Below are 25,639 nucleotides of genomic sequence, written 5' to 3' on the forward strand. Positions count from 1 at the left end.
TTTAAAAAAATATAAAGCCAAGTAAATATTTCGTCACTGCAATCAGCGATGGCGCAAATAGCACCATAATGATTCCTGAAATAATCATCGAGAGACTGGCAATGACGCCTTCCAATTTATGCCGCTGTCTTGCTCGAGCTATGCCCATAGCATGTGCGGCATTACCCAGTGCTGCACCTGAGGCAAGGTGATTTTTATATTTAATCCAAAGCAAGAGGAGGTCTCCCAACAACATACCGACTAAACCTGTAATCACGGTAAATAGCGGAATCAGGCTGATAGAGCCCCCGAGTTTTTCGGTGAGCACCAAAGCAAAAGGAATCGAAATGGAACGCGCCAACAGGCTATTTTTAACGATGTCATCAAAGTCCAATATGCTCGCCAAAAACCAACTGCTGAAAATACCCACCAACATGGCGAGGCTGGAACTGAAGAGCAACACTTTAAAATGTTGCTGAATCATGCGGCGATAACGAAATACAGGAATCGCAAAAGCCACCGTGATTGGGCCGAGCATGGCCACCAAATATTGGGTATAAAAGTAATAGTCTTGGAACTGATGCTGTAAAAGAAAGATCAGTATGATGCTCAAGCTAGGAACGACAATAATCGGAGATAAATAGATTTTTTGGGTTCGAACAAAAAGCTGCTTTGCCATGAAATAGCACAGCACGGTCCAAACCAAGTAAAAAAGCCCCCAGCATTCAGTCATACTGATCTTCCTGTTTTGGTTCCTGATTTAGCTCTGGCTGCTTTAACAACAACCGCACGCTATATACAGAAACCATCATCACCAAAGCGGTGCTGATTAAAATCACCAGCAGAATTTTCCAACCACTGGCAATCAATAAATCCTGATATTGAATCACGCCAACCACTGGCGGAATGAAAAACAGCAGCAGTTCAGCCAGTAACAGATCGGCACCGCGTTCAACGTGGGCTAATTTCAACCATTTCATTTCAAGTAAGAACAGCAGCAGAAAAAAACCAAGTACTCCAGATGCCACAGGCAAATTCAGCAGCTTTTGCAAGACCTCAGCACAGCTCCAAACGGCCAAAATAATGATGATTTGGCAGCTCGCAGTGTTTAGCTTTTTCAGCCGAGTTCGGTCATGCAACATCTCAATTTATGTCCGCATAAGCCCGCTCTTTAAACGGCTGGATCGAGACACGTTTGTAGGTTTCTAAAAAAGATTCATACTCCAAACGCAAATCCAGATAAGTATTCAGAATTTCCTCTAGCACATCGGGAATATCTTCTGCAGGAAATGATGGCCCTAAAATATCACCGATGGATGCATCATGATCTGAGTTACCACCTAAGCTAATTTGGTAATATTCAGCGCCTTTTTTATCGACACCTAGAATGCCAATATTGCCGACATGGTGGTGTCCACACGCATTCATACAACCTGAAATGTTCAAATCGACCCTGCCTAAATGATATAAAGCATCCAGATCATCAAAACGGCGAGCAATCGCCTCATACACCGGAATGGATTTGGCATTTGCCAAGGAGCAAAAATCGCCGCCCGGACAGCAAATCATGTCAGTCAGAAAGCCAATATGCGCTCGGGCTAAATTGCCACGATCTAAGACTTGCCACAGTTCAAACAGATCCTTTTGGCGTACATCGGTTAAGGCAATATTTTGCTCATGCGTGGTTCGCAGCTCACCAAAGGTATATTGGTCAGCCAAATCTGCAATTAAACGCATTTCATCGGAAGTCATATCCCCCGGAGCCACACCCGCCCGTTTTAAGCTGATTGTGACTATGCGGTAGCCCGCGACTTTATGTGCATGGGTATTGATATTGAACCAGTGTTTAAACTTCGGATACTGTTGGAACAACGCCTCAAAATTTTCCGCATCTAAAGCTTCATAGGCAAACGGTCGAAATACTGCATCCATTTGCGCTAAAACACTAGGCTGAACTTTGAGCAGTGTTTGAGTATGTGCAAACTCAGCTTCAACTTTTTCCGCAAAGCCCGCTGGAGTGAGGGCTTTCACTAAAATTTTAATACGCGCTTTGTATTTATTATCACGGCGACCATGCAAGTTATATACGCGCATGATGGCATCTAAATAAGCAATTAAATCTTCACGGGCTAAAAATGGCTTAATGACATGTCCCGCTAAAGGGGTGCGTCCAAGCCCACCGCCGACTTTAATTTGATAGCCCAATTCTCCTGCTTCATTTTCTACCAAATAGACCCCAACATCATGAAAAGTCGTGGCAGCACGATCTTGTTCTGGGTGTGCACAGACCGCAATTTTAAATTTACGCGGAAGGAATGAAAACTCTGGATGGAAAGTACTCCACTGGCGAATCAGTTCACAGGTCGGACGTGGGTCTGTGAGCTCCCCTTCAACGACACCTGCATACTGGTCTGTCGTGGTGTTTCGAATACAGTTGCCACTGGTCTGAATAGAATGCATGTGTACCGTAGCGAGTTCCTGCAAAATATCTGGGACATCTGCAAGCTGCGGCCAATTCAGTTGAATATTTTGACGCGTAGAAATATGCGCATAACCACGATCATACTTCTGCGCAACCTCAGCCACCTTACGTAATTGCTCTGTGTTCATTAAGCCATAAGGCACTGCCAAACGTAGCATGGGTGCATAACGTTGAACATATAAACCATTTTGTAAGCGTAAGGGGCGGTATTCTTCTTCGGTCAGTTTTCCCTCTAAATAACGCTGGGTTTGGTCGCGAAACTGTGCGACACGTTCATTCAATAAATTTTGATCAAAGTCTGTATATAAAAACATGGGGATGACCTAGGTATATGCATCAATATGAAAGAAAAGCTGTTTTGAATGGCGCATCAAAAATGCAAGTTAGGCGAAAAAAGTCGCCTGCTTTCGGGACACGCCATGTTGTAAACAAGTCTGCATATACTCGGCATAGACCGATAACTTTTCATAAATATGCTCGGCATAGAACATATCTTCAACCAACTGGATCGCTTGCTGCTGGTTATAACTGCCATAACTCAACAGTAACTGCGCATTCAATGTGGCGAATTTTTCACATAAATCGATATATTGCTGATCTTTGTTTTTAAAGAACAATTTCCGCATATTCCATTCACCGCTGTCGATAATGGCATCTTGCGGATGGAGAGAAATATAGTTAATTTTGACTTTAAAAAACTGTTCCAGCTCTGTGAGTTTTTGTGTATTGAGCACCAATGATGTCACCAAAAAAATCTGAGAGACATCAGTTCGACATAGTGCTTTGATCAATGAAAAATAAAAAAAATCGACATCATTAAATACGCTATCACTCAAATCTAAATAAACATTGAGTGCCTCAAGCACATCATCTATTTTTAGGTTTTGTTTTTGCTCTGCTTGATAGTAACGATTGAGGATATTGAGTACGGTTGGCGTTGCAGGACTGCTATAAATCACAGGATGGTTCAAATTTGCCAAGATAAAAGGCGCAAATAAAAATGCGACCTCGGCATGTTCTGCTTGAATGGCAGACTGCACGATATATTGAACTTTAGCGCTTGAAAAATCTCGTAAAACTTTAGCACGCAGCAAAGTCGCTTCTAAGTTTAAATACTGCTGCGCAAGTAGATGTTGCAGTTGATCTGAAAGACTCTGCCCCTCAACCAATTCAGAAATTGTATTCAGTTGCTGTGTTATAAACATTACGCCACCATCAAGATTGTGATCCCTTCTTGAATCAAATTTTCAGCTAGTTTGGTGCTAATGAGTAGCTACAGTAAGGCTTGAAAAAACTATAACAGCGTGCCTCCTTCTCAAGTTTTATGGGTACAAAACCATCAAAATTAGAAAATAAATTCGCTATTTAAATAGAAGCCAATCCCCTCATGGCGTTATTTTGAGTGCCTAAAAATTCAGAAACTACTCTTCTCTTTTCCTATTTCAAGCTGACTGTTTAGCCATTGAATCTAAAATGGAATATAAAAAGGAGAATAAAAGTTATGGCTGACAAGACACCTCTAAAGTTGTTTTGATCCTTTCTAACACAACGGTGGTTTTAAACCATTGCACATTGGCATTATGATGAAAAAGCTGATCACATAAGGCTTGAAACCGACTCATACTTGGCACCAAGAGTACCAACATAAAATCCGCCTCACCTGTTACGTAATAGCACTGCTGTATTTCTGGAATTGAAAAACTTGCTTTCAACTCGTCAAGGTCAGTCACATGGGTTTGATTGACGCGAACCTCGACAAAAATCGTAATCACTTGTCCCAATTTGTCTGGATCAAGCACCGCGGTATTACCAATAATATAGCCACTGTCTCTTAATTTTTGAATGCGACGTTGTACCGAGGTCGTTGATAAATGCACTAAATCTGCCAATTCTCGGAGTGGCGTTAAGCAATCTTTTTGCAGATGCTCCAATAAAGCGAAATCAAATTTATCCAATTGCATGAGCAACCTCCTACGAGAAACTTTCTCATTCAAACTAATGATTACAAGCCATTTTATCAATAAGATTGCAATAAAATATTATCCATTCATCCAGTTTTAGAACCGCCTATGTCTACGCATTCCAATACAGCACTTGGCATTAGCTTAAATGTCACGGCCTCGGTATTATTTGCTTTAATGTTTGCCTATACCTCACTTTTGGGCAAGTTGGCAGGTACAGAAATATACGGCTGGCGCATCGTATTGACCATTCCATGTCTAACGCTTTTTATTTGGCTCAAAGGCAATTGGTCTCAGATGGTTGTTATTTATCGCCGTTTCTACCAAGAGCGCTTTTTCTTTTTAACGCGAATTTTATCTTCGTTTTTAATTGGGATTCAGTTGTGGCTGTTTATGTGAGCACCCAGTCATGGCTATGGACTAGATGTTTCACTCGGTTATTTTATGATGCCAATAAGCATGGTGATTGTCGGTCGGATTGCCTTTAAAGAGCGAATGTCACGCTTTCAGCAACTGTCCTGTATTTTTGCAGTGCTGGGGATATTGAATCTCTTGACCATTTCTCAAACACTGACTTGGCCCACTCTGCTGATTTGCTTAGGTTATCCGATCTATTTTTGGCTCAGACAAAAAACGGAGACGAATAATATAGGCGGACTTTGGTTTGACATGATGCTGAGTCTCCCTGTCTGTATTTTCTTTATCATGCAAGGCAGTATCGTCACAGAAAGCCTATCTGAAAGCTCACATACACTTTGGCTCATTTCAGGACTTGGACTAATCAGTGCGCTGGCTTTGGCATTTCAGTCCTTGTCTGCCCCGCATTTAAACTTAAGCCTGTTTGGACTGTTGGTTTATGTTGAACCGATATTGTTAGTGGTGGTTTCAATCGCCTTAGGGGAAAGCATTACTTCAGCAGAATGGCCAACCTATATCGCCATTTGGCTCGCAATTTTTACCCTCATGCTGGAAGGATTACGCAGCTTTAAAAAGAATCGTAAATTAGCGACATAGACATTTTTTATGCATATTTTCCTCTAGATCTCTTAAATTTAGCCGTCTAGGCATGTTTTGGTGCTGAATTGAGAACAGACTTTCTGATCTTATTTAAATGGCTATTTGACTCCGCGAGTTAGGTGCTGACACTTCATATTTAAAATGACATACCGTGAATTACAGCGAACCTTTTAAATGATGATGTTGTCTCACAATACTATTCAATAAGCTGGAAAAGTTGATTGCAGGTTGGCTATGCAAATCTGCCTTGAAGGCAATACCGAGTCCAATTGTCGCGGTCTTATTCTTCAGGTATTTATATTTAATCCCTTCAATTTTGAGCTGTTGGGTGGACTCAGGCACCAAAGAAATGCCCAAATTTGCCGCAACCAACGATAAAATCGAAACAATCTGAGGGGCTTGCTGTCCAATTTTAGGCGTGAAGCCATGCTGTTGGCAGCTATTTAAAATCGCGGCATACAGCCCTGCACTCACCTCTGGTGGAGAGACAATGAAGCTCTCATACTTAAATTCTGCCAAATCTATCACCTCATCTTCTGCGGGATATTGAATCGGCAAGGCAGCAATCAATTTTTCATCGATCAAATTACGAATCGTAATGGCTTTAGGATACTGCGCAGGTGGTCGCACAATCGCAATGTCTAATTCATTATTCAATAAACTCTCAATCAAAATCAAAGAATTGGCTTCTTTTAATACCAAATTCACCTGAGGATATTGCTGTTGAAATGCTTGAATGGCTGTCGGAATTAATGAGTTTAAAATTGAAGTACCTGTAAAGCCAAGCCGTAGTTCTCCCAATTCACCATTTGCCGTACTTTGGGTCAATTTCACCGCATTTTTCAGTTGGTTCTGAACAGGCAAAACCATTTTAAGAAAAGTTTCCCCTGCTGGTGTCAGAGCTACACCATGCGAATAGCGATAAAAAAGTTCTACACCGATTTCTCTTTCCAATTTTTTAATTTGCATACTCAACGGCGGCTGACTTATGCCAAGACGCAAAGCAGCTTTAGAGAAACTTTGCTCTTCCGCGATAGCAATAAAATATTGAATATTACGCAGCTCCATATATTAAAGCTATACCATTATTGAGTTATATATATTATACATATATGCATGTAGTTATTAAAATAAAGCTTCTCTCCATTTTAAATCCGCCAAGTTATGAAACTGAGCTCTTCACTAGAAGCAGATTGGTCTACCCCTCAACAGCCGATTCCACAGACCATCAGCCAAGGTACAGTTGAATATAAAAAAGCGGGCATGGCGCTGTTTTTGTTGGGCTTTACTAGTTTTTCACTGATCTATTGCGTACAACCCTTACTACCGAACTTAAGTCAGAGCTTCCATATTGCACCCAGTGCAAGTGCACTAGCACTGTCCTTAACCACGGGCTTTTTGGCCATGTCGATCATGCTATCCAGTGCCTTTTCACAAACATTGGGCAGAAAAGGCCTGATGTTTTTCTCTATGCTTTTGGCTTCTATACTCAATGTGGTATGCGCGGTTTCACCGAGTTGGCATGTGCTCATGGTTTCAAGAAGCTTAGAAGGTTTTGTCCTAGGTGGAGTTCCCGCTGTTGCCATGGCTTGGATTGCAGAAGAAATTAGTCCCAAAAACTTAAGTAAAACCATGGGGCTATATATTGCAGGCACAGCATTTGGCGGCATGATGGGACGTGTTGGCATGGGCATTTTGACCGAGTTTTTCTCGTGGCGTATTTCCATGGCCATTCTCGGCGTCATCTGTCTGTTCTGTGCATTGGGTTTTTTGAAACTCTTACCCAATTCACGAAATTTCATTGCCCAGCAAGGTCTCTCTTTTAAGTTCCATCTACATGCATGGTATGCACACTTGAGTCATACACGGCTGTTAAAAATCTATGGGATTGGCTTTTTACTCACCAGTGTATTTGTCACGCTGTTTAACTATGTCACCTTCAGACTGTTTGCAGCACCGTATCATTTAAGCCAAACCCAGATTAGCCTCATTTTTTTATCTTATAGTTTGGGTATTATTTCCTCTTCGATTGCAGGCAATATTGCAGACCGAATAGGCAAAAAGCAGGTAATGATTTTGGGCTTTTTGTGCATGCTCTTAGGCGTGCTACTTACTCTTTCTGCCTCGTTGTTTTTGATTATTCTCGGGATTGGCTCTGTGACCACTGGCTTTTTCATTGCCCATGCCATTGCCAGCAGTCGTGTTGGAGAGCTCGCAACATCCAATAAAGGTCATGCCACTTCCTTGTATCTGCTTTTTTATTATTTAGGTTCAAGCATTGTGGGTGCGTATGGCGGAAATATCTGGCAAAGCCATGGCTGGAATGGCATCGTTATATTAAATATTTTTCTGATTCTAATTGCACTCATCGTTATTTTTTCAATAAAACCGCTTCATTCTCCATCTGTTACCCATTAGGAATATTTACATCATGCAACAACACTTATTTGTTTACGGTACTTTAAGACCAAACAAACCCAATGCTCATATTTTAGAAGTGATTGGCGGTACATGGCGCAAAGGCTCTGTGAAAGGTTTGCTTAAAGAAGCCGGTTGGGGGGCCGAGCTTGGCTTTCCTGGGCTGATGCTGAGTCCAGATGGACAAACTGTTGATGGAGATATGTTTAGTTCAGAGCAATTAAATACGTTGTGGAACAGCTTGGATGAGTTTGAAGGAAGTGAATATCAGCGTGTTTTAACTGAGGTCACTTTAGAGAATGGGCGAATACAACAGGCTTATGTTTATGCGTTGAATCATCTTGCATAAACCCAAGCTCACATACAATGCTAAACCAAAAATCAGATACATTAAATTGCAGCATTAAGGTTTGATCTTAGTGTTTTAAAAAGTCAGCTGAACCCAACTGACTTTTTAAATATAAAACTAAATTTACTCTTTATAATTTTGCGTACTGTAGTGTTCGACAGGCAAACGCGTTAACACTTTTTGCCCTTTAGCACCCGGCATACCTTCTACATACTGTAAAAAGGCTTCAGCATAATCTAGACCCACATCGACTCGACGTGCCCCAGTAATGCCCTTTAAGCTGGTATAAAAGTCTTGACCATCAGCAAGGAAATTAATGGTAATCACTTGATAGGTTTGGTTTACATTTAAAGGCAAATACTGACCATCAGCATTTCTCACCTGTAAGTTCGATACACGCTGGCCTTTAGCTTGGGTTAAATCGACATCCCACTTTAAGCCCCCTGTATATGGATAACTGCCAGTGTTGTTCAAAGCTACGGCATCAATCGCATCTTCTAAAGTTGACTTAATTTCCTGTCCAGTGGCTTGTAATTGCCCCAATGTATTTTTAAAAGGCAAGACCGTATAAATTTTCTCAACCGTAATATCGCCTTGGGGTACATCAACCCTGACTCCGCCACCGTTTTGAATGGAAATATCTGCATTAAAATACTTTTTGCCTTGCTGTAAAAAGGCTTCTGCTACCAACTGTTGCACATCTCCACCATGTTGATTGGTAAAGTCGGCTTTATTACAAATATCACCGAGGCTTGAGCGTGAAGTATCTTTAGTTGTTCCAGGAACGCGACGTAAGCAAAGATTACTTTCAGCTCTTGCCACAATCTCTTTGCCCAATAGATTTTTAGCCACTTTATACGGTTCTAAAATACTTAAAGCCGTCGTATCAGGCTGTACAATCCGTAAAGCATTACTATTTTCGACATCCTGTTTGATGTGTACAAGTTCAGTACTGGTTAGTGCGACAGCATCTTTTACAGTACGTTTAAAATTATCGCCAATCAATACATTGGCCTTGCCTGCGCAAGCATCAACTTTACCATTGGCGTCAAAATTGACTTTTAACTGACCCACGACATAAGCATATTGCCATGCTTGAACCACACAAACCTGATCACCCTCTTTATTTTTCAATACGGTTGGATAGTCGCCCTCAGGGGTAATGCCATAATTCTTTAATTTTGCATCAGCCAATAAAGTATGCGAGTCCCCACCAACAATTACATCGACGCCAGATAACTGCGTAGCCAGTTCTTTTTCTGCACCATAACCCAAATGAGACTGCACGATAATTTTATTAATCCCTTGTTGCTTTAGTTCATCAATATATTTTTGTGCTGTGGTGACTTCATCCTTAAACAAGGTATCTGAGTTTGGGCGTGATGCATTTTTAGTTTTATTGGCAATGGTTAAGCCAATCAATGCAATTTTTTGGCCTTCTTTTTCCATAATGGTATAAGGTTTAACGAGATCAGTTCGATACAGCGGAGAACCTGCACCGAACTCAACATTTGCACTGAGTACTTGAGTTTTCGTTTTACAACTGCCTTTGTTGTTTAAGAAACCCATAAATTTTTGCAGGCCCGTATCGGTATTATCAAATTCATGATTGCCTAAAGTTAGTGTATCAAAACACACCGTATTCATTAGATCCGCTTCGGCCTCACCCTCTTTCAAGGTAAAATAGAGATCACCAGTAATGGCATCTCCCGAGTGAATTTTGATTGCATTTTTTTCACGATTGGCCAACTCATTGATCAACGCAGTCACCCGCGCAAAACCACCATTCGCAACTTGGATTTCTTCACGCTTCCCTGCAGAGGTTTCTAACATTAATTTGAGCGTCTCCTCATCTAAGTGTGAGTGGCTATCGTTAATGTGGATGAGATTCACCTCAAGTGCTTTATTCTTCTCAACGGGCGCAGTATTGTCTTTGTTATCATCATTACACCCTACAAGTAATGCACTGAAAAATAATAAACCACAAGTCAGACCTGAAGTTTTAACGGGCTTATTTCGAATAATCACAGCTGTCCCCAATGTTTATTTATTAAACAACCATCATGCAAGGACACCATTTAAAATTCGTGACACGCGCAGAATATTCTTGCTGATATCTACATATTTTTGATCTTTATACGGTTTTTTTATTCTTACGTAGCGCTAATTTTACTAAGTGATTAAATATGACTCATTTATCCGATCATTATGTAATATAGATCATAGTAATCAACGCTATATTTCCCTATATTAGTCATATAACTATTGATAATGATCCTAGTCTCATGGAGACAAAAAATCATGAAACTTTTTAAATATTCTTTTGCAATTTTAGCCGTCATTTCAGTTTCGGCTTACACCATGAGTGACCGCCAATCCACGCAGTTTCAAGTGAAAATGCAAATTACTGAAATTTGCGATATTGGGACAGGAAGTACTTCGGATATTGATTTTGGAACGGTGACTCGTAATGCACAGAATGTGCAAGCGACAGGAAGTCTAAATGTTTATTGTACCAATGGAACACCCTATAACATTGCGTTAAACAGCAACGGCAGCTTAAAACATAACAATGATGTTTCTATACAAATTCCTTATCAGCTATACCAAGATGCCTCGATGAGTAAAGAATGGGGAAATATTGCAGACAATCGTTTGTCTAAACAAGGCACAGGACAAACGCAAAATATTACCATTTGGGGGAAAGTACCAAATGCCAATGTTCCAGCGGGTCAATATAGTGACAAAGTGACTGCAACCATTACATATTAAGACACTACAAACTTAATAGGTTAAGGTTACCGTGATTGTGTCAGAGTATTGTCCAACACTAGTGATCGGTTGCACTGGAACAGCTGCATATACTGGAACAGTTCGACTATCTACCGCATAAAAAACATTGCCTTGCCAAGTTTGAGAGCGGCTAGCGTCTCGGTATAAGTTATATCGAATATAGTCGCCCAAAACATTTCGCATTCTTCTTTGTTGACCTTGGGCATTGATGCCATGATCCAGACTGACTTGCATACTGGCCCCCGTTGGACAAGCCAATTGAATCGAACCATAACCCATTAATGGATTATTCAAATGCTCGACTGCTCCAAAGTCAATGTCCGTTGCAGACTGAATCAAACAGCTATTTTCATAATTAGAGTTAACAATTAGGTTGTTATTTCCTGTATTTGAATTTGCAAAAACCTCTTCATTGCTTGGTGTTACGGTACCATAACGAAACGCAGAATAAAGTTTCAAATTTACACTATTCGTCGTATAACTTCGTGCAGGAACTACTTGCCCAGCGAGAGCCTGACCATATATTTTAATTGGCGTACTTGGATTTCCTTGCCCAGCCTTGACTTGAAAAGTTTGGCACTGGGCTTGATTTCTACGATCTGATCCTGGAATTTTATATGCTCGTGCAGCATCATAGTACAAATGATACTTCAGTAAAGTTTCAGGATTATAGCTAATCATACTGCGAGGATCATTACCTGAAGGGCCTGTACTGTCAATCACTAAACACATTTTGTACGTGACTTGCTGCCTCGAATTGGAATTACAGGTGGCGATTACATCTGTTGAGACCATTGCCGAACCTTGGGCATTTGATGTGCCTAAGCTTAAAGTTGGTGAATGCTCTAACCAACAACGCTCTGCATATGCAGGCGCATAAAAAACACTACAGCCTAAAAATAAAAAGCTAACGGGAATAAGACGTTTCATTAATTTTTTCACTTTGAAAACATCATTTAAATTCATTGGCATACGATTTCCCCCAAATCACTATAACCATTCAAAGTTTCAATATCGGGTAACTTCACGCGACACTGATTGAGTTGATCGCCTATATATAGTCAACACGTCAAAAAACCAATACAATACTGATATGAGTTATCCAATACATTTTAGAAAAAAAATATTAGCCAAGCTTGAAGAAGGTCAATCTATCCGAGCGGTTGCTCAGCACTTCGAAATTAATAAAAATACAATTGTCGAATGGAAAAAGCGAATCGAAATAAAAAGAACTCGACCAAGAAAACCATCTAAAGTTGATGATGATGCCTTACGTGCAGATGTTGAGCAATATCCTGATGATTATCAATATGAACGCGCTGCTCGTTTTGGTTGTGGTACTTCTACAATTGGTGATGCGCTCAAGCGTCTAAATATCACAGTTAAAAAAAGACCTTACGGCACCCGAAAGCAAAAACAGAACTCAGAGAACAGTATTTAAAAGATTTAAACCGATTAAGGTATCAACACCCGATTATCTATCTTGATGAAAGTGGATTTAAATCTCATGAACATAGACCTCATGGTTATTCAAAACAGGGAACTCCTTGTTATGGAACATATAATTGGCAATTAAAAAATCAAACCAACGCAATAGGAGCAATCCATGAGGGTAAATTATTTGCAGTGGGTTTATTTGATAGCAAAGTAAATTCGGATGTATTTCATTTTTGGGTAGATAAGTTTTTATTACCAGAATTACCCTCGAATAGTGTAATTGTCATGGACAATGCAGCCTTCCATAAACGACAAGATATACAAGATCTATTAGCCCAACATGGGCATCAAATACTTTGGTTACCACCTTATAGTCCTGACCTTAATCCTATTGAAAAAATGTGGGCATGGGTGAAAGCAAAAAGGAAAAAATGGTTGGTTAACTCAATAGATAAGCTTTTTAGTCGTTTCTTTAACGAGTGTATGGGTAATTAAGCGGTTTGACTATATAGCGTATTATTTTTTACATTATCTAAATACACCATACCCTCATGCGCTACAATCGTCGTCGGTTGCTGTTGCGGTGTCGGATTTTCTTGCCAAACTGAAGTACCAACACTTAAATTTTTCCCTTGAGAATCGACCGCTTGAAATTGAACGGTTTTCACTTGATACATAGGGAAACGAATAAATACCCCACTCGACTGTCGAGGTACCGCATCTTGCTGTGTAGTTTCAATTTTTAAGTTGATAGGTAAATCTAAAGTATCTACCGCTACACTGTTGTGTTGATATGGATTTAAATGGTCAAGTAATAAATAGCCTTTCCGATTTGTCTTACCTATTAAACGGTTTTCCAAACGTACAGGTACATCTGCAACTTGATCTGTTGAGACAATTGCAAATGAGCCATTACCTAATCGTTTAGGCAGGAATGTATCTTTTAGAATGACCAAGCCACCATTTACAGAAGCATAGGCACTGGTACTATTTTGTTGATCCGATGCGGTATGTTGCACATTCAACTGTGCTAAGCCATAACGTCCCAAATAATCAAGTTGTCCCTGAAACTGTGAGTATTGTTCAGTCTGGTTTGCTAAAGCTTGCCAGCCTAAACCACCTTGGTCTTGGTCCACTGCATGTAGGACATTGAGTCCAACTTGGTTTTGATCATTGCTATGCTGTGCTGTCATGGTTGCAGAATTGCGTTTTGCCCACGGAAAATTAAAAGACAAATAATAGCTATTTTCTTTATTTAAAAGGTCACGGCTATAGCTTAAGCCCAAGTTCATACGTCGCGGTAAAATATAAGACCAGTTGAGTAAAACAAAACGACTACTGGCTTGATCAACATACTCCTGCTGAATATAACTCCCACCAAACTGACCAAGCTGGGTATTAAACCCCATATAAAATTGATCAGACTGACTGGCAAATGTCGCATCATTCAGACTTGCAATATCATTGAATTGTCCAAATTGACGTAAACCATTGTAGTTTAAACTGATTAGCGCAGAGTTCCAGCTATAGCCTAAACCTAGTAACTGCCCTTGTTGCTCAGGCGTATGGCTATAAGCATAAGAAAGGTTAATTTGCCCTGCGCGTTTGCCTAATTGATAAACCGTGCCTAAACCTACTTGTTGCAGCTGTTCTGTCAGTTCAGCATGTGTCTCGACCGTAAACATATTGCTCATGCCGTAACGATAACTACCATTAAAGGCTAGATCATCGGCATAATCAAAAGAAGAGACGCCATAGTTAAGTTTCGGATAACCTAAATTCAAAGACCAATCATTTAAACCCTGAGCCAGTAAATGATTGGCGCGATACAAAGAAAAATTTTGGACTTGCTGCTGACCATTAATATCAGTAATAACCATTTGAGCATTACCTGCACCTGTAATACTCGGTATCGTTTGTATATCGAACTGCCCTGGTACCACATTTTGTGAGGATTGCTTAATGCCATTAATAATCAGGTCAATTTGTGAAGGCAAAGCCACCTGACCTTTAAAACTCATTAATGGCGTTGTCACCATATAAGGCTGTAATGCAAAATTTTTAGAGATGCTTAAACCACTTAAACGTGTAGACCGCGTCCATGTAAGCGCATCAGTTTGAGCATCCCCCAGACGTAATCGAAGCAGTTGATCCGGAAAGTCTTTTTCCCAGTAAGTATCAAGTATTTGGCTATCTGTAAAAGTATGGTCCCGATATTGATAGTTTCCTGATAGGCTCAATACTCCATCAAACAAGCCAAAATAACGTAATTCATTCCAGCCATTAAACGAAAACGTATCATCCGTTTGTTGAGCAAATGCTGTGTAATTAAGCAATGCCCCTTTTGTTTCTTGTAATGGATTGATACTGGCCGCAGGTAATGCTTGATAGCCATATTGGTTTTGTCCACCCAACAACTCTATCGGGACTTGTATCGATATTTTCTGATTCAAATCATCATACTGATAGCTCAGACCATTGATTTGATCCAGAGCAATATAATTTACCTGATCAATGATAGTTTGCGGTGCATTCGTATGGATAGCAAAGTTATCTAAAGATGCACGGTCTATATAAAGCTGTTGACCCTGTTGCAGGAAGTGACCGATTTGAGACTGAACGGATTGATTCAGCTCTACATCCAAATACAAATCTTGTTTAACTTCGCTCACCAACTCTGGGGAGTTCGACACTGCAAAAGTTGAAGGTGCTACCGCGATGATTACTCCTGCGCATAGTAAGTCACCAATTCGAACACTCAATGATAGAACTCCCAGAAATATTCTATATCAAGGAGATATAGGAAGTTCTTGTTCACGAATATCCATATTCACTACAGCAACAAATTTTCCATTGGGTTTGACATTTATTGGAGTAGGAATAGACCACTGCATCGTTTGACCACTCAACACATAACCCATCAGTCCCATTTGTATCGGTGTTTTATGCCCTTGCGCATCCACATAAGCAAACTGGCTAAAACGTTTATAATGCTGCGACTGGTTGCTCACTGTTAAGGTGTTTGTGCTGTATTTAAATGTCATCCCTTTTAATGAAGTCAAGCCTTGTTGAACGGGTTCAGAGGATGAAGTTTTAAAGAAAACAGGAATCGAATATTTAAGTAAAAGTTGAAGTCCACTCTGCTTTTCTAGTTGTGGATTCGGTAATTCATCCACGATTAAACGATAAGCCTGTTCGGATGAATTATTGCCTGCATTGGCACGAATGAGTCTGACAAGTTGTCTCTGACCTGCGGGAATCGTAAGCACCATTGGGCTTGCTATCAGGTCTTTGGATGGTGTCAAAATATCTTGATGATTACTTTGCGTCCACGCATTTACTCGAACTTGACCTCGGATAGCTTCATCTCCAGTGTTGGTTAACCAGAGTTCTTTAACTTTTTCTTGAGGCGAAAATTCCAATAAAATAGGCGCAACCTGCAAGCTTGCAGCATACGCCTGTGTCATAAAAATACTCGTTGCCAATACACCCAAGCTACACTTGCGTAGTACACTTGACAAACGTGGTGTATTTTTCATGCCGATACCCTTTTCGTGAAGAATATCTGTACGATAGCAAAAATTAATACGTTACTGTAGCAATAACCGTATCACTATATTTACCCGCACGAACGTTGGTCGAACCTGATACTTTAGCAATTACGGGAATCGCTTCTACGCTACCAGAACCCAAACCTGAAAAGAGGTTATTGTTGTTGTTCCATTCCTGCGTATCACCAGTTTTTTTGAATAGTTCGTAAGCAATACTAGATGACTTATCTGTTTCATGGGTCATTTTCCCACTACCATTTAAACCAATGTCGTATGGCGTTGATTTCGTACAAGTCACATTTAAATTACCAGTTTTATCACTTGACGTTGCCCCACTGTTTACCTGAGCAAAGTCAATATCAGTGGCATTAATGGTACATGTAGAAAGAATTTCAATTTTTACATTAAACTGAGTATCTGTAGTTTTTTTCGCTACAGCAGGAGCTGCAAAAGCTTGACCTACAAAAAGAAGCCCAGAAGTAGTCAATAATGCAGTAGTGATAAAGTTTTTCATAAACGCCCCAAGTATTAAATCAGATAGCCAAAAAGCAATCGTCATGAACAACATTGCTTTTAATCTTTACCCTTTTAATTTGATGAAATTTCATACATATAAAAAAGCAAGTGTGAAAAGTATCACATTTTTTCTATTTTTCAAGAGATTTTTCTTTTTTTTAGTATTTTTTGTTATTAATATCATTATTTCTTAAAATAAGAGGTCACAAGTAGGCTAATCTGTCTTAAGCTTAGAAATCCAAATTTTTTATTTTCAACTAAAGCAATTTTAAAAAAACATTTATAGATCCATGTTAAATGGACATGTTTATGTTTTGGAGGATTTTTAGCCGCCCCCCTTAAAAATAAAAGGATCTAAAAGTAGAATTTTCTCTTAAATAAAAACACTGTTTAAATGCCCTCAATCTAAAATATTGTTGCATCTATCTTCAAAAATTATTGAATACATATTCGTCTATTATTTTTAATTTTTATAATACCATCATTATTCTACATGTAATTTTTCTAACCATGCCTTCAACCCAGACCAACTTTTAAAATCATCCACCGCACGTACAATACAATTTGGACTACGTTCCAAGAGCATTTTACTTAAGGCGTTGCCCGGCCCAATTTCTAAGACAACATCAGGCTGATTTTCTTGTATAGCACTTAAGCAAGCATCCCAATCAATCGCATGATTCATTTGGTGAATCAACGCATTCACTGCATCTGTAGTCTTAAAAAACTTATGTCCACCCGAACCACTAATCATGGCCGTGCATAAACGAGCAAAGTCTTGCTGCTGTAAAACTTGCCGATACGGCTGAACCGCAGCATCCATACATACGGTATGCGATGCAATAGTAACATTCAAGCGTTTAACAAAACGTGTTCCTCGCAATTCAAGTTGCTGAGCCAGCTGCTGTAAATTGGCATTAGCCCCACCCACAACAAAACTACTATCACTCAGTTTGATGGAAAGTGCAGTTGAGGTTTCAGTCAACAACGCTTCAAGCGTATTGAGATTAATACCCTGAATAGCCATTAAGCCACTTGCGTGCTGAGTGGCTGAAGACATCAACGAGGCACGCTGCTGGGCTAAATATAGTCCTTGCTCCAAACCAGTTTGCGTTGCGCAAATGAGTGCGCTTAACTCTCCGAGTGAATAACCCGAGAAGCTCATAAGCTCTTCAATCTCAGGTTTTAACTTTTGCCAACGACACCATTGCAAAGCAAAAATAAAAGGCTGTGCGAACTCATTCGGGTACAGATCCGCTTCGGTTAAATCGGAACAAAAGAGTTGCGGCAAATGCTGCTTTAAAATATCTGATACATGAAGCTCATCTGCCATGCTGAGCAGTTCTTGCACATGGGCTAAGCTTTGAAGTCCTTGCCCACTAAATATGATTGCGAAATTCATGTTCCACCTTCAGCATGAATAAAGTCACCCCCAATAAATCAGCACTCCCCCCCGGACTTAAGCGATGCTGAACGAAATAATCTTCCACTTTAGCCACCTCTTGCATCCAATTGTGTTGTAGCACTCCGCCACGGGCCAAAAACTGCTTGGCTAGATCCTGCACAATATATAAGGCAGATAAACCACCGCGCCAAACAATATTGGTATCTTGTACATAGGCCATCAGGCTGAATAAGGTCTGAATTGCAGCCTGCTGTGCATTGGCCGTTTTGGCATAAATGTCGATATACGTTGGCAAGGCAACATCCATCACCGTTTTAAAACCTGAAGCCACTTCTTCAATCGCCCCTGTGATGCCATATTGACTCCGCATACGTTGCCCATGACTGTTGGGATTTCGCTCTAAATGATGTAACAGCTCATCCTGCCAAGTGCTTTGAATTTTTTGACTGATCGAGCCTGCATTCAAGGGACTATTATCTGCTAGACATTGCCCGACTGCTGCACTGGCAAAACCTAAATTAAAAATCGCCCCTTTATGGGTATTGATCTGCTGAGTTGCAATCATCATTTTTTGCTCAGCTAAAATGCCACACTGTCGAATCTCTTCAAAATCGACATCACGATAGCCATTCAAACATTGTGCCTGAAAATAGCCCTGTAAAGCATCCACACTACATTGGAACAAGCTAAAGTCCATGTCATGATGACTGCCCTGCGAACTTGGACAAACCAAACCGGGCTTATGTTCTAAACTGGCTTCATCCAATAACGCCATACATGCCAAACGGTCTAAAGTTTCAGCAGTAGTGATAATGCTTGGACATAAAACTTCATGTGGTTGTAGCATCTGCATATTCCAGTTTCCCTTCGAATAATTGTTCTAATCTCAGCATCTCAACACGCTGAATTCCTTTGACGATCACTTGCTGTTTCATTTCAGGAAAAACCGCAATTAGTTCATTAAATGACACATGCCAGTCTGGATGGATTTGAATCTCGCCATCTAACCGGATAGAACTCTGGGCTTGGACTTGTTGAATGAACTGTAAAATTTCTGGTACATCATGTTGATGCTGTGGATACAACAACAGATCTAAGTCTGAAGTCGGTCTGACATAAGCCTCCTGCGTAAGAGACTGGTAGGCATAGGAGCCATAGACATACACTTTGCAGCCCAATTGTTCTAAGTTGTCTGCAAAATCACTCCACACTTTAGGTTGTAGGAGCTGCGAGTCAGCTTCTAACAAAGCCTGTAGAGAAAGCGGTCGAGTGATCTGTTCGATCTCGTGTTTCTCTACTAAGCACGCCACACGATATTTATAGCCCTCAACCAAGCAGTTGATCGCCAGCTTCACTTGTCCCACATCCACATCTTCCTGCCGACAAACGGTCATTGGAATATGTTGGTTCAACAACTGATACACCTTTTGTTTCACCGTTTCTGGTAAAGAAACATCTAAAAAATGTAAGGTTACTGAATCACGAAGATAAGCTAAGTCATGACGATCCATATCTGCTTCCTTAACTGTGGACAACTTTCTCGATGATCTTATTACACAACACACGCCCTTGACGCTGCTGCCCCACCACACGGCGTTGATCTGTCATATAACTGTCCAGATGTTGCTGTTGCTTTAATAATGCTTGGCTGACCCAGTCGGTCTCCAAATCTGGCCAAATGGCATTGATTGCGCCCATTTTGTAAAAGTTTTCTGCCCCTGGGGCAAAAATAGCTGAGCTTTGCGACAACTCTTTTAACTTTTCGACTGGAATTTTAGTGACTCGTGCCATCGCGTTTAAGTCCATGACTTTCACTTGCGAATCACTGAGTGCATAAACTTCGTTTGCCATGAGTCCATAGGACAGGAACCCACCACTGACCGCTTGACCGAAAATAATCGCAAGGTTGGCATGACCACTACGGCGCAGTAGGTCAACACAAGATGCCAAATGCGCGAAGGTACGGTTTAAGCACAATAACTCATCGGCACGAGAAAGATCTTGACCTTGCGTATCGACAATAAAGACCACGGGAGTTTTATTGCCTTGTTGTACCAATTTCAAAATTTCAGAGGATAATTGAATGGCAATGTCTTGATTGATGGGTGCTGCATTAACTGTACCCAAAATCCGTACTGGACCTGCGTCCGTCTGCGCATTGCCCTTAATCACATAACCTTCGATCTGATAATCCAGTTGACGCGGAAACAACTGTTGTAAAAGTAATTCTGTATTCATGAGCTCATCCTTGCTTTAACAACACAACTTCATGGGCAGACAACATCGGAATTTTTTCTGGCTGTGAAATTCCCATGTCATGCCAAATCTGTAAACCATCATTTTTACCAAACCAGCGTTGGTACTGCTGCTCAAGCTGTTGCTGTTGCTGCAATAATTGTTCTAAGTCTAAAGGAACTGCCTTAGCGTCTAGTTGCGTTAAAATCGCATCACGAATATCGGCAATATCATCCTCAACTAAAGCCTGTACATGGCTCAGTAAATAACGATGTTTACCGCCAGTCACGCGCCAAACCAAAGCACGATCTTTCGAATCAAACTCTTCGACGCCTTTCACTGTTTCAATCACTTCTGGCCCAGACAGTGCCAAACGCCCTTCTTCCGTCATGATGATGGCACTGCTCAAACATGCGCTGATGCCCATCCCACCAAAAGCACCACAGGTGCCGCCAATCACGGTAATAATGGGAATCCCCGCATTTCGTACTTGCAACATGGCACGCATAATTTCGGAAATGGCGATGAGACCGGCATTGGCTTCATGCAGACGCACACCACCTGAGTCGACAAAAAATAGCACCGCTTGCGCTTGATCTTGAATGGCTTTATGTAAGAGACCGACAATTTTCGCCCCGTGGATTTCACCCACAGCCCCACCCATAAACTGGCCTTCTTGCGCCATAATATGCACGGGTGTTCCGTTTACACGCGCTGTACCAATAATCACGCCATCATCAAAACTACCCGGAATATCCAGAGCAGAGAGATGTGGGCTAACTTCAATTTCAGCAGGCTTTAATATTTCATTAAAACTCTGAGCATCGACGACCGCTTGAATACGCGCACGTGCGGTTTTTTCATAAAAACTATTTTTGAGCATCACTTGATCCATGTTCTATACTCCCTTAAACATAGATATTGCTTGGCTTAAGCGTAGATTCACCACTGCTGGGGTCGCCCCCATATCATTTAACTGAAATTTAAGCCCTGCTACTGCATGACGTTGTGCAAACTCATTCAGCACAGACTGCCAAACATGTTGAAAACCGACGGCTGATGTCGTGACTTCAATCTGACAAATATCCGCCTGATCATGCTGTGAAACTAAGACTTCTAAATTTCCAGAACCGACCACACCACAAATGACCGCCGCTTGTTCAGCGCTCAGCGGTGCGGATTGCAATTCAAATTTTAACTTTTCCATGTCGATCACCAGTTTCTAAAGCGACTTGGGGGACTATATAAACCACCCGACCATTTAACTAAATCTTTCACCGACTTTGCCGCCAACAAATCACGACTGACCTGTGTTGGATCAATGCCTAAATCTTCTGGACGTTGAATAATGCCGCGCTGACGTAATTCTTCCACTTTGGCCTCATCACGCTGCATACCGACTGGGGTATAACCTGCCACGCCACGAATGGCTTGTTCACGTTCTTCTGGAGTACGACATAACAGTAAGTTAGCAATACCTTCTTCCGTCACAATATGGGTTACATCTTCACCATAAATCATGATTGGCGGCAGATCACTCTCCATTTTGTCCTGCAACTGCCACGCATCTAACTCTTCAACAAAAACAGGATGCATATGCTCACGGTACGTTTCGACCAGTTGCACTACCAGTTTGCGACCTTTAATGAGTTTGCCATCGACTGCTTCACGACCTGCTTTGGTATAGGCATAACTGGCATGACGGCGTCCATGCGGATCAGAACCCATATTCGGCGCTCCGCCAAAACCAGAAATACGGTCTACAGTTGCGGTTGAACTGTTACCTTGTAAGTCAATTTGTAAGGTTGAACCGATGAACAAATCACAAGCATATAAACCCGCAGTTTGACTAAAAGCACGATTGGAGCGCATGCTGCCATCACTACCCGTAAAGAACACATCTGGACGTTCTTTAATATAGTCTTCCATCCCGACTTCGGAACCGAAGCTATGAATCGATTCGACAAATCCACTTTCAATGGCTGGAATTAAAGTCGGGTGCGGGTTCAAAGCCCAATTGGTACAAATCTGCCCCTTTAGTCCTAAGGATGCTCCATAGGTAGGCAGTAACAATTCAATTGCTGCGGTATCAAAACCAATACCATGATTTAAACGTTGAATTTGATACGGTGCATAGATGCCTTTAATGACCATCATTGCCATTAAAATTTGCACTTCGGTAATTTGTGCAGGATCACGGGTAAACAATGGTTCTATATAGTTATGCTTAGGACTTTCGATATAAAAATCGACCCAATCCGCTGGCACATCGACACGCGGTAACTTATCGACAATTTCATTAACCTGCGCAATCACAATGCCGCTTTTAAATGCAGTCGCTTCAATAATCGCGGGCGTATCTTCGGTATTCGCACCTGTATAAAGGTTGCCCTCACGATCAGCCGCATGTGCCGTAATCAGGCAGACATTTGGCGTCAGATCGATAAAGTATCGCCCATATAGCTCTAGGTAAGTATGGATCGAACCAATACTGATTTTTTGCTGCTGAACCAATTGTGCTAGACGTAAACTTTGTGGGCCCGCAAAGGAAAAATCGACCTTAGAAGCAATGCCTTTTTCAAAGACATCAATATGACTGGGTAAAGCCAATACTGACTGCACGATATGTAAGTCATGAACCACCTCTGGATTACACTGACTTAAACTCTTTGACAAAAAGTCGGCCTGCTTTTGGTTATTACCTTCTAAACAAACGCGATCACCACTGGAAATTACCGTTTCCAAAAGTTCAATCACCCGAGCATGCTCAACTTTTTTTGTAAAGCCTTTTTCTTTGGCAAGATTCAACTTTTCTTGTCTACGGGTGCGCTGCTTATCCCATAAGCGCGTCTTAACCATTTGGTTCATGGGGTCACCTTTATGCTGTGCTTAGCCGAAGATGGCATTAATTGTGAGAAAAAATACAGAGGGTCCAAGTAAACAACCAAGACCGGTATAGAAGGTTGCGACCAATGCACCATAGGGTACTAAACGCACATCAGTTCCTGCCAAACCTGCTGCTGTACCACTGGTCGTTCCCGCCATTCCACCAAAAACCATGGCAGAACGTGGACTTTTGAGATACATAAATTTTGCAAAGATTGGTGTACCCACCATAAAGAACACTGACTTAATTAAGCCAATTGCAATCGATAGTGCAATCACTTCTGAGCTTGCACCAATGGCAGAACCCGTTACTGGTCCAACGATATAAGTCATCGCACCTGCGCCAATCGTGGTCATCGAAACGGGGTCTTTATAGCCCATCAACCAGGCCACCATTGCACCAATCACAAACGGAATCACGCAGCCAAGTGCAAGTGCGATCAAACCCACCTTTCCTGCTTTTTTCACTTCTTTGACGTCAACTTCAAACGCCGTTGATGCAATGGCCAAGTCACGAATCATGGCGCCACCGAGTAAAGCAAAACCTGAGAAAATGGCGATATCTGAAATGCCCTTTTCACCTTGAGTATAAATCCCTGCAAAATATGCCAAGACTAGCCCCATGGTGATGGCGATGGCTGAGCTTTGTAACTTCCCTTTGGTGAGGTATTTCGACAAAAGATGCGACACATACATCATCAAACCAGTCACTGCGAGCGCCGCGACGAGGGCATTTTTGGTAAAAACCGTAATTATTTCTTCCATTGCGTTTCTTCCTTGTAACCGTATAACTGATTGTTATTTCGTGTTAAGACAACACCCTTGTCCTTAAGCGGTTTTTTCAGTCGGCTCTACAGCCCATTCGTAGCTTTCGTAGTCGCCACTGGATTTATTCAACCAACGAATCACCAATACCGTACCGATAAGCGAGGCAACCGAAACAATAAGCCCCAACATCCCGCCCGACATAGCAGCAACGACGTTTTGGCCTGCCGACATGGCAACCACAATCGGGATATACATACCTGACCAGTACAACACACCAAATTGAGTCACTTGAGGTAAGTGCCCACGTTTAGCTAACAGTTCCTTCGATAGAATTAATAAAATCATGGCGATGGCCACACCACCTACATTGGCTTGCACACCAAGAGCAATCCCGAGGGCATTGCCTAGATAAACACCAAGTAAATGGCAGACTGCCAATATGGCTGTTCCGTAAATAATCATTGCTGAATCCTCCCTGGATTATGCAGCGCTTCTAATAATCTGACTTATAATTTGCTATAGTTATAGCTTATCTGTATCCAGTGTACAATGTTTTGTACTCAAATAAACATAAATTGTATACAATTTTTGGTGATGTATGACTTCAATTGCGGAACTTCCTCTTTCTATTCAAATTAGTAAAAAGTTAGAGGATGATATTATTTATGGCTTTTTCCTACCTGGGACTAAGCTAGATGAACAAGAGCTTTGCGAACGCTATGGTGCTTCACGCACCCCGATTCGTGAGGCATTAAAGCTATTGGCCGCTGAAGGTTTAGTTGAAATTCGCCCACGTCGTGGCGCAATTATTCCAGCTATTAATTCACTTACCCTTTGTGAAATGTTCGAGGTGATGGCTGAATTAGAAGCCATGTGTGGACGTTTAGCAGCACGGCGCATTCAACCTGAAGAAAAGCAAGAATTACAGCGCTTACATCAGTTATGTCAGGACTATTTAAATCAGAACGACTCAGAAAATTATTATGAGGCCAACCGTTTATTTCACTTTGCCATTTATCAAGCCAGTCATAATGCCTTTTTAATTGAACAAGCGTGTACTTTACACAAACGTTTGCACCCGTACCGTCGCCTACAACTCCGCGTTAACCATCGAATGAATCATTCGTTTTCAGAACATAGCGCAATTTTAGACGCCATTTTTGCAGGTGATGAACAAGAAGCTGAGGCTTTGCTGAAAGCGCATGTGGTGATTCAAGGGGAAAAATTTACGGACTTTATTTCAACCTTAGAGCATTTAAATACTTAACGAGAAGCTGGACTTGTTTGAGCTGAGTTATTCATGCTTTTGATGTTTAGCTTCATGTTTAAGACCATTCATGTAGCGAAGATAAATACCAAGAAATACGTATCGATTTCTTGGTATTTTTCTTGATGTGTGCCTTGGTTAGAGCAGTATCAGATGCATCTCCGTCCTAGAAACTCATCGGTTTAAAATCAAGAAATGGCTTGAACGATGCGCAACTACCCTGCGTATAATGATGTAATATAGAAATCAGCACTCAGATGACATATGATGTCCTATATCTTCTAATTTTATGTTGAATACTTTCTTATGTCGACTCTCAAAGTAACCTGTGCCGAAAAATATGTCTTAATTGATCAAACATTTCAATTCGATTTTCCTGTGCAATACGGCTTTGTTGCACAAAGATTTGAAATGCAAAGCGCCCCTAATTGAGTCAAATTTAAGGCGTAACTTGGGTAAGTGGTCGACCTAATTCCGTAAATCTGTTAAGGACTGCTACACGTGCATGGATTTCATTCACTTGGCTATCAAAACTCCTTGCACTGAGTTTATCTCCTAATAATTTGATGCAATGC

At 41.1% G+C, this 25,639-nt stretch carries 25 protein-coding genes and 3 pseudogenes; 7 read left to right on the forward strand and 21 right to left on the reverse strand.

What is annotated here, in order from left to right; all coding sequences use genetic code 11:
• Position 1: 1 nt before the first annotated feature.
• From ACY3FQ_RS12260 to ACY3FQ_RS12280, 5 genes are all read right to left on the reverse strand, one after another.
• Positions 2-712 carry an LrgB family protein gene (locus tag ACY3FQ_RS12260; protein WP_201950491.1) on the reverse strand — a complete coding sequence of 237 codons (711 nt, stop codon included), beginning with the start codon at positions 710-712 and terminating at the stop codon, positions 2-4.
• Entirely contained in the window at positions 705-1,121 is a 417-nt protein-coding gene (locus tag ACY3FQ_RS12265) for a CidA/LrgA family protein (protein WP_201950488.1), read from the reverse strand. The genes ACY3FQ_RS12260 and ACY3FQ_RS12265 overlap by 8 nt, the downstream gene beginning before the upstream one ends.
• Before the next feature lies 1 nt (position 1,122).
• Positions 1,123-2,775 (reverse strand): nitrite/sulfite reductase, encoded by a 1,653-nt coding sequence (locus ACY3FQ_RS12270; RefSeq protein WP_201950486.1) that lies wholly within the window; start codon positions 2,773-2,775, stop codon positions 1,123-1,125.
• A gap of 69 nt (positions 2,776-2,844) precedes the next feature.
• On the reverse strand, positions 2,845-3,666 hold the full coding sequence (locus ACY3FQ_RS12275; RefSeq protein ID WP_201950479.1) for a hypothetical protein: 822 nt from the start codon (positions 3,664-3,666) through the stop codon (positions 2,845-2,847).
• 294 nt (positions 3,667-3,960) lie between these two features.
• Entirely contained in the window at positions 3,961-4,422 is a 462-nt protein-coding gene (locus tag ACY3FQ_RS12280; protein WP_201950477.1) for an Lrp/AsnC family transcriptional regulator, read from the reverse strand.
• Positions 4,423-4,530: 108 nt separating this feature from the next.
• Between ACY3FQ_RS12280 and rarD the strand changes: the two are divergent.
• A pseudogene (gene rarD, locus ACY3FQ_RS12285) lies at positions 4,531-5,436 on the forward strand (EamA family transporter RarD).
• Between the two features lie 159 nt (positions 5,437-5,595).
• Here the strand turns inward: rarD and ACY3FQ_RS12290 are convergent.
• Positions 5,596-6,507 carry a LysR family transcriptional regulator gene (locus ACY3FQ_RS12290; protein WP_201706137.1) on the reverse strand — a complete coding sequence of 304 codons (912 nt, stop codon included), beginning with the start codon at positions 6,505-6,507 and terminating at the stop codon, positions 5,596-5,598.
• A gap of 96 nt (positions 6,508-6,603) precedes the next feature.
• Here ACY3FQ_RS12290 and ACY3FQ_RS12295 point away from each other — a divergent pair, with 96 nt between their 5' ends.
• Together ACY3FQ_RS12295 and ACY3FQ_RS12300 are read left to right on the forward strand one after the other, a co-directional pair.
• Entirely contained in the window at positions 6,604-7,857 is a 1,254-nt protein-coding gene (locus ACY3FQ_RS12295; protein WP_201950475.1) for an MFS transporter, read from the forward strand.
• A 13-nt stretch (positions 7,858-7,870) separates the two neighbouring features.
• On the forward strand, positions 7,871-8,206 hold the full coding sequence (locus ACY3FQ_RS12300; RefSeq protein ID WP_201950473.1) for a gamma-glutamylcyclotransferase family protein: 336 nt from the start codon (positions 7,871-7,873) through the stop codon (positions 8,204-8,206).
• 123 nt (positions 8,207-8,329) lie between these two features.
• Here the strand turns inward: ACY3FQ_RS12300 and ACY3FQ_RS12305 are convergent, their stop codons facing one another.
• Positions 8,330-10,246: a bifunctional metallophosphatase/5'-nucleotidase gene (locus ACY3FQ_RS12305; RefSeq protein ID WP_489774116.1), complete on the reverse strand. Its 1,917-nt coding sequence runs from the start codon at positions 10,244-10,246 to the stop codon at positions 8,330-8,332.
• Between the two features lie 261 nt (positions 10,247-10,507).
• Here ACY3FQ_RS12305 and ACY3FQ_RS12310 point away from each other — a divergent pair, with 261 nt between their 5' ends.
• Entirely contained in the window at positions 10,508-10,978 is a 471-nt protein-coding gene (locus ACY3FQ_RS12310) for a Csu type fimbrial protein (RefSeq protein ID WP_201950465.1), read from the forward strand.
• Between the two features lie 12 nt (positions 10,979-10,990).
• On the opposite strand, the gene ACY3FQ_RS12315 is transcribed toward ACY3FQ_RS12310, so the two are convergent.
• Entirely contained in the window at positions 10,991-11,971 is a 981-nt protein-coding gene (locus tag ACY3FQ_RS12315) for a Csu type fimbrial protein (protein ID WP_489774118.1), read from the reverse strand.
• A 121-nt stretch (positions 11,972-12,092) separates the two neighbouring features.
• Here ACY3FQ_RS12315 and ACY3FQ_RS12320 point away from each other — a divergent pair, with 121 nt between their 5' ends.
• Together ACY3FQ_RS12320 and ACY3FQ_RS12325 are read left to right on the forward strand one after the other, a co-directional pair.
• Complete coding sequence (locus tag ACY3FQ_RS12320) at positions 12,093-12,440, forward strand: IS630 transposase-related protein (RefSeq protein ID WP_005156618.1); 348 nt, start codon at positions 12,093-12,095, stop codon at positions 12,438-12,440.
• A gap of 17 nt (positions 12,441-12,457) precedes the next feature.
• Positions 12,458-12,931, forward strand: a pseudogene (locus ACY3FQ_RS12325) (IS630 family transposase); the annotation flags it as partial.
• On the opposite strand, the gene ACY3FQ_RS12330 reads toward ACY3FQ_RS12325, so the two are convergent.
• From ACY3FQ_RS12330 to madL, 12 genes are all read right to left on the reverse strand, one after another.
• Positions 12,928-15,198 carry a fimbria/pilus outer membrane usher protein gene (locus ACY3FQ_RS12330; protein ID WP_489774119.1) on the reverse strand — a complete coding sequence of 757 codons (2,271 nt, stop codon included), beginning with the start codon at positions 15,196-15,198 and terminating at the stop codon, positions 12,928-12,930. The pseudogene ACY3FQ_RS12325 and the gene ACY3FQ_RS12330 sit on opposite strands and share 4 nt — an antisense overlap.
• Positions 15,199-15,225: 27 nt before the next feature.
• Positions 15,226-15,975 (reverse strand): fimbrial biogenesis chaperone, encoded by a 750-nt coding sequence (locus ACY3FQ_RS12335; RefSeq protein WP_227556984.1) that lies wholly within the window; start codon positions 15,973-15,975, stop codon positions 15,226-15,228.
• 43 nt (positions 15,976-16,018) lie between these two features.
• Complete coding sequence (locus ACY3FQ_RS12340) at positions 16,019-16,546, reverse strand: Csu type fimbrial protein (protein WP_201950458.1); 528 nt, start codon at positions 16,544-16,546, stop codon at positions 16,019-16,021.
• A gap of 441 nt (positions 16,547-16,987) precedes the next feature.
• The gene (locus tag ACY3FQ_RS12345) at positions 16,988-17,905 is read right to left on the reverse strand and encodes an acyltransferase domain-containing protein (protein ID WP_201950454.1); all 918 of its coding nucleotides are present in this window, start codon (positions 17,903-17,905) and stop codon (positions 16,988-16,990) included.
• Positions 17,883-18,761 carry a triphosphoribosyl-dephospho-CoA synthase MdcB gene (mdcB, locus tag ACY3FQ_RS12350; protein ID WP_201950450.1) on the reverse strand — a complete coding sequence of 293 codons (879 nt, stop codon included), beginning with the start codon at positions 18,759-18,761 and terminating at the stop codon, positions 17,883-17,885. The genes ACY3FQ_RS12345 and mdcB overlap by 23 nt, the downstream gene beginning before the upstream one ends.
• The gene (gene mdcG / locus ACY3FQ_RS12355) at positions 18,739-19,419 is read right to left on the reverse strand and encodes a malonate decarboxylase holo-[acyl-carrier-protein] synthase (protein WP_201950442.1); all 681 of its coding nucleotides are present in this window, start codon (positions 19,417-19,419) and stop codon (positions 18,739-18,741) included. Before mdcG ends, mdcB begins: the two co-directional genes overlap by 23 nt.
• 10 nt (positions 19,420-19,429) lie before the next feature.
• Positions 19,430-20,146, reverse strand: coding sequence for a biotin-independent malonate decarboxylase subunit gamma (gene mdcE, locus ACY3FQ_RS12360; RefSeq protein ID WP_201950439.1), 717 nt, complete (start codon positions 20,144-20,146; stop codon positions 19,430-19,432).
• Positions 20,147-20,150: 4 nt separating this feature from the next.
• The gene (locus ACY3FQ_RS12365) at positions 20,151-21,038 is read right to left on the reverse strand and encodes a biotin-independent malonate decarboxylase subunit beta (protein ID WP_201950433.1); all 888 of its coding nucleotides are present in this window, start codon (positions 21,036-21,038) and stop codon (positions 20,151-20,153) included.
• A 3-nt stretch (positions 21,039-21,041) separates the two neighbouring features.
• Entirely contained in the window at positions 21,042-21,350 is a 309-nt protein-coding gene (gene mdcC, locus ACY3FQ_RS12370) for a malonate decarboxylase acyl carrier protein (protein ID WP_016166424.1), read from the reverse strand.
• A 5-nt stretch (positions 21,351-21,355) separates the two neighbouring features.
• Entirely contained in the window at positions 21,356-23,011 is a 1,656-nt protein-coding gene (gene mdcA / locus ACY3FQ_RS12375) for a malonate decarboxylase subunit alpha (RefSeq protein WP_201950426.1), read from the reverse strand.
• A gap of 21 nt (positions 23,012-23,032) precedes the next feature.
• Positions 23,033-23,794 (reverse strand): malonate transporter subunit MadM, encoded by a 762-nt coding sequence (madM, locus tag ACY3FQ_RS12380; protein WP_004981504.1) that lies wholly within the window; start codon positions 23,792-23,794, stop codon positions 23,033-23,035.
• Between the two features lie 63 nt (positions 23,795-23,857).
• Positions 23,858-24,259 carry a malonate transporter subunit MadL gene (gene madL / locus ACY3FQ_RS12385; RefSeq protein WP_201950422.1) on the reverse strand — a complete coding sequence of 134 codons (402 nt, stop codon included), beginning with the start codon at positions 24,257-24,259 and terminating at the stop codon, positions 23,858-23,860.
• A 136-nt stretch (positions 24,260-24,395) separates the two neighbouring features.
• Between madL and ACY3FQ_RS12390 the strand changes: the two genes are divergently transcribed.
• Complete coding sequence (locus ACY3FQ_RS12390) at positions 24,396-25,064, forward strand: GntR family transcriptional regulator (RefSeq protein ID WP_201950420.1); 669 nt, start codon at positions 24,396-24,398, stop codon at positions 25,062-25,064.
• A gap of 439 nt (positions 25,065-25,503) precedes the next feature.
• Here ACY3FQ_RS12390 and ACY3FQ_RS12395 read toward each other — a convergent pair.
• Positions 25,504-25,639 (reverse strand): annotated as a pseudogene (locus ACY3FQ_RS12395) (IS5/IS1182 family transposase); the annotation flags it as partial.

This window comes from Acinetobacter sp. AB03 (genome assembly GCF_058107045.1).

Coding starts and splice junctions, on each gene's coding strand:
- ACY3FQ_RS12260 (WP_201950491.1), bottom strand. CDS start 712: ATGACTGAATGCTGGGGGCTTTTTTACTTGGTTTGGACCGTGCTGTGC.
- ACY3FQ_RS12265 (WP_201950488.1), bottom strand. CDS start 1,121: ATGTTGCATGACCGAACTCGGCTGAAAAAGCTAAACACTGCGAGCTGC.
- ACY3FQ_RS12270 (WP_201950486.1), bottom strand. CDS start 2,775: ATGTTTTTATATACAGACTTTGATCAAAATTTATTGAATGAACGTGTC.
- ACY3FQ_RS12275 (WP_201950479.1), bottom strand. CDS start 3,666: ATGTTTATAACACAGCAACTGAATACAATTTCTGAATTGGTTGAGGGG.
- ACY3FQ_RS12280 (WP_201950477.1), bottom strand. CDS start 4,422: ATGCAATTGGATAAATTTGATTTCGCTTTATTGGAGCATCTGCAAAAA.
- ACY3FQ_RS12290 (WP_201706137.1), bottom strand. CDS start 6,507: ATGGAGCTGCGTAATATTCAATATTTTATTGCTATCGCGGAAGAGCAA.
- ACY3FQ_RS12295 (WP_201950475.1), top strand. CDS start 6,604: ATGAAACTGAGCTCTTCACTAGAAGCAGATTGGTCTACCCCTCAACAG.
- ACY3FQ_RS12300 (WP_201950473.1), top strand. CDS start 7,871: ATGCAACAACACTTATTTGTTTACGGTACTTTAAGACCAAACAAACCC.
- ACY3FQ_RS12310 (WP_201950465.1), top strand. CDS start 10,508: ATGAAACTTTTTAAATATTCTTTTGCAATTTTAGCCGTCATTTCAGTT.
- ACY3FQ_RS12315 (WP_489774118.1), bottom strand. CDS start 11,971: ATGCCAATGAATTTAAATGATGTTTTCAAAGTGAAAAAATTAATGAAA.
- ACY3FQ_RS12320 (WP_005156618.1), top strand. CDS start 12,093: ATGAGTTATCCAATACATTTTAGAAAAAAAATATTAGCCAAGCTTGAA.
- ACY3FQ_RS12335 (WP_227556984.1), bottom strand. CDS start 15,975: ATGAAAAATACACCACGTTTGTCAAGTGTACTACGCAAGTGTAGCTTG.
- ACY3FQ_RS12340 (WP_201950458.1), bottom strand. CDS start 16,546: ATGACGATTGCTTTTTGGCTATCTGATTTAATACTTGGGGCGTTTATG.
- ACY3FQ_RS12345 (WP_201950454.1), bottom strand. CDS start 17,905: ATGAATTTCGCAATCATATTTAGTGGGCAAGGACTTCAAAGCTTAGCC.
- mdcB (WP_201950450.1), bottom strand. CDS start 18,761: ATGCAGATGCTACAACCACATGAAGTTTTATGTCCAAGCATTATCACT.
- mdcG (WP_201950442.1), bottom strand. CDS start 19,419: ATGGATCGTCATGACTTAGCTTATCTTCGTGATTCAGTAACCTTACAT.
- mdcE (WP_201950439.1), bottom strand. CDS start 20,146: ATGAATACAGAATTACTTTTACAACAGTTGTTTCCGCGTCAACTGGAT.
- ACY3FQ_RS12365 (WP_201950433.1), bottom strand. CDS start 21,038: ATGGATCAAGTGATGCTCAAAAATAGTTTTTATGAAAAAACCGCACGT.
- mdcC (WP_016166424.1), bottom strand. CDS start 21,350: ATGGAAAAGTTAAAATTTGAATTGCAATCCGCACCGCTGAGCGCTGAA.
- mdcA (WP_201950426.1), bottom strand. CDS start 23,011: ATGAACCAAATGGTTAAGACGCGCTTATGGGATAAGCAGCGCACCCGT.
- madM (WP_004981504.1), bottom strand. CDS start 23,794: ATGGAAGAAATAATTACGGTTTTTACCAAAAATGCCCTCGTCGCGGCG.
- madL (WP_201950422.1), bottom strand. CDS start 24,259: ATGATTATTTACGGAACAGCCATATTGGCAGTCTGCCATTTACTTGGT.
- ACY3FQ_RS12390 (WP_201950420.1), top strand. CDS start 24,396: ATGACTTCAATTGCGGAACTTCCTCTTTCTATTCAAATTAGTAAAAAG.